A 7,998-nucleotide genomic window follows, 5' to 3' on the forward strand; every position below is an offset into this window, starting at 1 on the left:
TTTTGTGGAGGTGAGTGCGCATCCGGTGTTGGTGGGTGCGGTGGAGGGGGTGGTGGAGGAAGCGGGTGGTGGTCCGTCGGTGGTGGTGGGGACGCTGCGGCGCGGTGACGGTGGGATGCGGCGGTTGTTGTGTTCGATGGGGGAGTTGTGGGTGCGGGGGGTGGGGGTGGATTGGGGTGTGGTGTTCGAGGGGTCGGGTGCGCGCCGGGTGGGGTTGCCGACCTACGCCTTCCAACGACAACGCCACTGGCTGACGGAATCCGCCGGGCCCGCCCCCGCCGCCGGTGGCACCGACCCCCGCTTCTGGGACGCCGCCGATCGAGACGACACCGACCTCGCCGCCCGCGAACTCGCGCTCACCGATCCAGCCGACCGCGCCGCGCTCTCCACGGTGCTGCCCGCCCTCGCCGGCTGGCACCGGCGGCAGCGGGAGCAGGCCAGGATCGACTCCTGGCGCTACCGCGTCACCTGGACACCCCTCGCCGACCCCCCGCTCCCGCGCGACCCGGGCACGTGGGCCGTGCTCGTCCCCGACGCCGGCCTCGCGCCCCCCGGCACTCCGCCGCACCCCCCGACCGCCGCGACACTCCTCGGCCGGCTCACCGCACTGGGCGTGCGGGTGCTGACGATCCCGGTCGGGCCCGCGGACCTCGACCGCCAGGACCTGGCGCGGCTCCTGCGCCGCCACCTCCCCGACGACCGCGCCCCCGATCTCCTGCTGTCCCTGCTCGCCCTCCTCCCCGGCCACCACCCCGGGCTGCCCGTCCTCCCCTCCGGGCTCGGCGCCACGCTGGCCCTGGTCCAAGCCGTCGACGACCTCAAGCTGACCATCCCCCTGTGGTGCGCCACCAGCGGAGCGGTGTCCCCGGGCGGCGCGGACCCCGACACCGATCCCGCGCAGACGGCGGTGTGGGGCCTGGGCCGCGTCGCCGCCCTGGAACACCCCGGCCGGTGGGGCGGCCTGGTCGACCTGCCCGCCACCGTCGACGACCCCGCCGCGCGCCGACTGGTGGCGCTCCTGAGGGGCGACACCGCCGAAGACCAGGTCGCGGTCCGCGCATCGGGCGCCCTCGCCCGACGGCTGGAGCACGCCCCGGCCCCCCGCGATCGCCCCGAACGCCCATGGCGCCCCCGGGGGACCGTGCTGATCACGGGCGGGACCGGCGGCGTGGCCGCGCACGTGGCCCGATGGCTCGCGCGCAACGGCGCCGAGCACCTGGTGCTGGCCGGCCGCCGCGGGGCCGCGGCCGAAGGAGCGACCGCACTCGCCGACGACCTCACCGCCTTGGGAGCTGGCGTGACGTTCGCCGCGTGCGACATCGCCGACCCCGATTCCGTCGCCCGGCTGATCGAGGACCCGCCCGGCCGCCCCCCGCTCACCGCCGTGGTCCACGCCGCCGGGGTCGCCCGGCAGTCGCCACTGGCCGAGACCGGCATGTCCGAGACCGCCGACGTCCTCGCGGCCAAGGCCGCCGGCGCCGCGCACCTCGACCGCCTCCTCGGCGACCGCGACCTCGACGCCTTCGTCCTGTTCTCCTCCAACGCCGCGGTCTGGGGGAGCGGGACACAGGCCGCCTACGCCGCTGCCAACGCCTACCTCGACGGCCTGGCCGAACGGCGCCGGGCACGGGGCCGCGCGGCGACCTCGATCGCGTGGGGCGCCTGGGACGGCGGCGGCATGTCCACGTTCTCCGCCGACGTGCGCCAAGGGCTCGAACGGTCGGGCCTGGTCCTGATGGAACCCGAGACCGCGGTGCGCGCGCTCGCCCAGGCGGTGGGCGACCCCCACCCCTGCCTCGCCATCACCGACATGGACTGGGACCGATTCGCCCCCCGGTTCACCTCCATGCGGCCCAGCCCCCTGCTCGACGGACTCCCCGAGGTACGCGCCCTGCTCGACACCTCCGGACCCGCCACGGCGGACGCCGAGCACGGGGGAGCGGCACGGGAACTCGCCGCCCGGCTCGCCGGCCTGCCGCCGGCCGAGCGCCGCCGCGTCCTGCTCGACCTCGTCCGCACCGAGGCCGCCGCCGTGCTCGGGCACGCCGGCACCGACGCCGTCGCCCCCGGCCGGGCCTTCGGCGACATGGGGTTCGACTCCCTCACCGCCGTCGAACTGCGCAACCGGCTGATCGCCGCGTCGGGGGCGGTGCTCCCCGCCACCGTGGTCTTCGACCACCCCAGCCCCACCGCGCTCGCCGACCTCCTGCACACCGAACTCGCCACCACCGAAGCCGGCACCCCGCCCGTCCTCGCGGAGCTCGACGCGCTCGCCGCGGCACTGGCCGCCGCCGACCCCGCCCCGGACCTGCGCGCCCGGATCGCCGAGCGGCTGCGCTCCCTCACGGCCGGCTGGGAGGGCGGCTCGACGCCGAACCCCGGCAACGGCACCGACCTCGACCTCGACGCGGCGACCGACGACGAGATGTTCCAGTTCATCGACAGCGAGTTCGGCCCCGCCTGACCCCCGCGAACGGCTCCGGCCGCCCGCTCACCCGAACGCGGCGACGCACGTCCGCCGCACCGGCCACCTTGAGGAGCGACTCACCATGGCGGACGACCAGCGACTCCGCGACTACCTCAAGCGCGTTCTCGCCGACGCCCGCCGTTCGCAGCAGCGGCTGCGCGAGATCGAGGCCGACCGACACGATCCCATCGCCATCGTGGCCATGGGCTGCCGCTATCCGGGCGGAGTCGCCCGCCCCGAGGACCTGTGGCGGCTGGTGGCCGACGAAGCCGACGTGATCGGCGGCTTCCCCGACGACCGCGGCTGGGACCTCGACGCCCTCTTCGACCCCGACCCCGACCGCCCCGGCACCTCGTATGTGCGTGAAGGCGGGTTCCTGTACGACATGGCCGGATTCGACCCGGAGTTCTTCGGGATCTCCCCCCGCGAGGCCGTGGCCATGGACCCCCAGCAGCGGCTGCTGCTGGAGGTGTCCTGGGAGGCGTTCGAACGCGCCGGGATCGACCCCGCCTCGCTGCGCGGAAGCGACGTCGGGGTCTTCACCGGGATCGTCTACCACGATTTCGCCACCCGGCTGCACCCCGTGCCCGATGAGCTGGAAGGCTACCTGGGCACCGGCATCGCCGGCAGCGTCGCGTCGGGGCGGGTCGCCTACGTCCTCGGCCTCGAAGGCCCGGCCATCACGATCGACTCCGCCTGCTCCTCGTCCCTGGTCACCATCCACCTCGCCGCCCAGGCGCTGCGCCGCGGCGACTGCTCCATGGCGCTGGCCGGCGGCGCCACCGTCATGGCGCTCCCCGGCGCGTTCGCCGAATTCTCCCGGCAGCGCGGACTCGCCCCCGACGGCCGCTGCAAGTCGTTCGCCAACGCCGCCGACGGCACCTCCTGGTCCGAGGGCGTCGGGGTGCTGCTGCTGGAGCGGTTGTCCGACGCCCGCCGCAACGGACACGACGTGCTCGCCCTGGTGCGCGGCACGGCCGTCAACCAGGACGGCGCCTCCAACGGCCTCACCGCGCCCAACGGGCCCTCCCAGCAGCGCGTCATCCGCGCCGCCCTGGCCGACGCCCGCCTCACGGGCGCCGACATCGACCTCGTCGAGGCGCACGGCACCGGCACCACCTTGGGCGACCCCATCGAGGCACAGGCGCTGCTCGCCACCTATGGGCGCGAGCGCCGCGGCGACCCCCTGTGGCTGGGGTCGCTGAAGTCCAACATCGGCCACGCCCAGGCGGCCGCGGGCGTCGGGGGGGTGATCAAGACCGTCATGGCGCTGCGCAACGGACTCCTGCCGCGCACCCTGCACGTCGACGCCCCGTCGCCGCACGTGGACTGGACGGCGGGGGCCGTCGAACTGCTCACCCGGGCGCGCGCCTGGCCCGAAACCGGCCGCCCACGCCGCGCGGGGGTATCGGCGTTCGGGGTGAGCGGCACCAACGCCCACGTCATCGTCGAACAGGCACCCGCCCCTCCCGGGGAACCCGCGCCGGCCGGCTCCGCCACCGCCCCGTTCGGCGTCTCCGGCCCGCCCGGCGCCGTCGTGCTGCCCATTTCGGCGCACGGCCCCGACGCCCTGCGGGCCCAGGCCGCGCGCCTGTCCGCGCACCTCGCCGACCACTGCGGCGACGACCTCACCGACACCGCCTTCTCCCTGGCGGCGGGGCGCGCCGCGCTGCCCGACCGCGCGGCCGTCGTGGCCGGCGACCGTGAGGCGGCCCGGGCCGGATTCGACGCCCTCGCCGCCGGCGCCCCGGCCGCCGGCGCGATCCGGGGGCGGGCCCGCCCCGGCGCCGGCGGGGCCGTGTTCGTGTTCCCCGGCCAGGGTTCGCAGTGGGCCGGGATGGCGGTGGACCTGCTCGGCGCCTCCCCCGTGTTCGCCGCGTCGATGGACGCCTGCGCCGAGGCGCTGGCCCCCCTGGTCGACTGGTCGCCCGCCGACGTCCTGCGCAGCGGAACAGGGCTCGACCGGGCCGACATCGTCCAGCCCGCGCTGTTCGCCGTGATGGTGTCGCTGGCCGCGCTGTGGCGCTCGTGCGGGGTCGAGCCCGCGGCGGTCGTCGGCCACTCCCAGGGCGAGATCGCCGCGGCCTGTGTGGCGGGGGCGCTGTCGCTGCCCGACGCCGCGCGCGTGGTGGCGCTGCGCAGCAAGGCGCTGCTCGCCCTGGCGGGGCGGGGCGGGATGCTCTCGGTCGCCCTGCCCGAGGAAAGGGCCGGCGAGCTGATCGAACCGTGGGGCGAGCGCCTGTCCATCGCGACCGTGAACGGTGCGGAGTCGGTGGTCGTCTCCGGCGCGACCGGCGCCCTGGCGGAGCTCGCCGCCGCCTGCGCGGCCGGCGGCGTGCGGGCCAAGGACGTCCCCGTCGACTACGCGTCGCACTCGGCGCAGGTCGAGGAGGTCCGCGACGAGCTCGCCGACGTCCTGGGCTCCATCGCCCCGCGCTCCTGCGACATCCCCTTCTACTCCACGGTGACCGCGGAGCGCGTCGACACCGCCTTGCTCGACTCCGGGTACTGGTTCCGCAACCTGCGCGAGACCGTCCGCTTCGCCGACACCACCCGCCGCCTCGCCGCCGACGGCCACGGCGTGTTCGTCGAGTGCAGCCCCCACCCGGTCCTCGCCGCCGCGATCCAGGAGACCGCCGCGGACGTCGCCGTCGTGGGCTCCCTGCGGCGCGACGACGGCGGACCACGCCGGTTCGCGCACTCGCTGGCCGAAGCCCACGTGCACGGGGCCCGTGTCGACTGGGCGGCGGTGTTCCCGGGCGCCCGGCGCGTCGACCTGCCCACCTACGCCTTCCAGCGCCGGCGCTTCTGGTTCGACATGGGGGCCGCGGCGGGCGACCTCGCCGCCGCGGGGCTGGGGGCGGCGGACCATCCGCTGCTCGGCGCCGTCGTGCGCCAGGCCGGCGAGGATCGCGTCCTGTTCACCGGGCGCGTCTCCCGGTCGACGCACCCCTGGCTCGCCGACCACGCGGTCGCGGGGACCGTGCTGGTCCCCGGCACGGCACTGGTCGAACTCGCGATGCGCGCCGGTGACGAAGTCGGCCATGCCGTGCTCGACGAGCTGGTCGTCGAATCCCCGCTCGTCCTGCCCGAGCACGGCACCGTACAGGTCCAGGTCGCCGTCGACCCCCCGGACGCCTCCGGGCGCCGCCCGGTCGGGCTCCACTCCCGCGCCGGCGACGCCGCCGCCTCCGGCACCTGGGAGCGGCACGCCGGCGGGTTCCTCGCGGCCGATCCCCCGGACCGCTCGGCCGTCGCCCCTGACCCCGCCGCCGAGCGGGAGTGGCCCCCCGCCGGCGCGGAGCCGGTCGACCTCGCCGGCTTCTACGACCTCCAGGCCGCGGCGGGCTACGACTACGGCCCCGCGTTCCGCGGGCTGCGGTCGGCCTGGCGGTGCGACGGCGCCGTTCTGGCCGAGGTCGCCCTCCCCGCCGAGCACCGGGGCGAGGCGGAGCGCTTCGGAATCCACCCCGCCCTGCTCGACGCCGCCCTGCACGCCGCCGGGTTCTGCGCGCCGCGCGACCCCGGAGCCGGTGGCGGTGTCCCGCTGCCCTTCGCCTGGAACGGCGTGCGCCTGCACGCCTCGGGCGCGACCGGGCTGCGGGTGCGGATCGCCGCGCACGGAGGCGACGCGATCACCGTGCTCGCCTCCGACACCGAGGGCCGGCCGGTGGCCTCGATCGGGTCTCTGGCGTTCCGCGAGATCGATCCCGATCGGATCATCGCCCTCCCCAGGCCGGGGGCGGGCGCCGACGCCCTGTTCCGGATCGACTGGGTCCCGGTCTCCCTGGCCCCACCCGCCCCTCCCGGCCCGGCGGCACCCGACGTGCTGGAGGTCGCCGCCCCGGCCGACGGCGACGGTCCCGAAGGAGTCCACCGGGTGGTCGCCGGTGTCCTGGCGGAGATCCAGGCACGCTCCGCCGCCCCGCAGGAGGGGGCGTCACCGCTGCTGGTCGTCGTCCGCGGCGCCGTCCCCGCTGTGGGACCCGGAGACGTCCGCGACCTCGCGGCCGCCGCCGTGTGGGGGCTGGTCCGCTCGGCCCAGTCCGAGAACCCCGACCGGATGGTGCTCGTCGACACCGACGACCACGAGGCGTCGCGCGCCCTGCTGCCCGCGCTCGCCGGCCTGGGCGAGCCGCAGCTCGCGGTGCGGGCGGGAGAAGTGTTCGCCCCGCGCCTCGCCCGCGCCGGCACGGCATCGGGGCCGGCCGGGACGGGGCCGGCGTTCGATCCCCACGGCACGGTGCTCGTCACCGGCGGGACCGGAACGCTCGGTGCCGCGGTGGCCCGGCATCTGGTGGGGGTGCACGGGGTGCGGCATGTGGTGCTGGCGAGTCGGCGAGGTCCGGCGGCGGCGGGTGTGGCGGGGCTGGTGGGTGAGCTGGAGGAACACGGTGCTCGTGTGCGGGTGGTGGCGTGTGATGTGGGTGACCGGGCGGCGGTGGCGTCGCTGCTGGCGGGGGTTGCGGCGGAGCATCCGCTGACCGCGGTGGTGCACACGGCCGGGGCGTTGGACGATGCCCTGCTGACCGATCTGACGCCCGATCGGCTGGCCGCGGTGTTCGGGCCTAAGGCCGATGGTGCGCGGCATCTGGACGAGTTGACGCGGGGTCTGGATCTGGCGGCGTTCGTGTTGTTCTCGTCGGCGTCGGGGGTGTTCGGGAATCCGGGGCAGGCCAATTACGCGGCGGCCAATACCTATCTCGATGCTTTGGCGCAGCGGCGACGCGCCGAGGGGCTGCCCGCCGTGTCCCTCGCCTGGGGGCTGTGGGAGCAGCGCACCGGCCTCACCGGCGACCTCGGCAGAGCCGACCGCGATCGGATGGCACGGCAGGGCGTGCGCCCCCTCACCACCGACGAAGGGCTGGAGCTCTTCGACACCGCTCTCCGGGGCGATGATGCCCTGCTGGTGCCGGCGCGGCTCGACCTCACGCCGGCGCGCGTCCGCGATACCCAGGGACGCGTGCCGCCGCTGCTGCGCGGACTGGTCCGCCCCGGCCGCCGTACGACGGCCCACGCGGCCGGCGACCGGCACGCCCTCGCCCAGCGGATCGCCACGCTCCCCGAACAAGAGCGGATACCGGCACTGCTGGACCTGGTCCGGGCGGAGGCCGCCGCGGTCCTCGGCCACCCGTCCGGCGACCGGGTCGGTGCGGACCGCGCCTTCCGTGAGGCCGGGTTCGATTCGCTCACCGCGGTCGAACTCCGCAACCGGCTGAACGCCGCCACCGGGCTGCGGCTCCCCGCGACCCTCGTCTTCGACCACCCCACCCCCGCGGCCCTCGCGGCCCATCTGTACGCGGAGCTGCCGGGCGGCCGCCCCGCCGCGCCCACCGCGCTTGCCGCCGTGGTCCCCACCGGTGAGCCGGTGGCGGTGGTGGCCATGGGGTGCAGGTTCCCGGGCGGTGTGGGGTCGCCGGAGGATCTGTGGCGGTTGGTGGCGGAGGGGGTGGACGCGGTCGCGCCTTTTCCTGTGGATCGGGGGTGGGATCTGGGGTCGTTGTTCGATTCCGATCCTGGTCGTGCGGGGA

2 protein-coding genes are annotated in these 7,998 nt (G+C 76.3%); both read left to right on the forward strand.

Going from position 1 to position 7,998, the window contains the following annotated elements; translation table 11 throughout:
* On the forward strand, positions 1–2,464 hold a 2,464-nt coding region (locus tag ACFO4E_RS29795; RefSeq protein ID WP_378580614.1), incomplete at its 5' end, for an SDR family NAD(P)-dependent oxidoreductase.
* A gap of 85 nt (positions 2,465–2,549) precedes the next feature.
* A partial coding sequence (locus tag ACFO4E_RS29800; RefSeq protein ID WP_378580615.1) for a type I polyketide synthase occupies positions 2,550–7,998 on the forward strand: 5,449 nt, incomplete at its 3' end.

The organism is Nocardiopsis mangrovi (assembly GCF_042653925.1).
GTDB lineage: Bacteria > Actinomycetota > Actinomycetes > Streptosporangiales > Streptosporangiaceae > Nocardiopsis_B > Nocardiopsis_B mangrovi.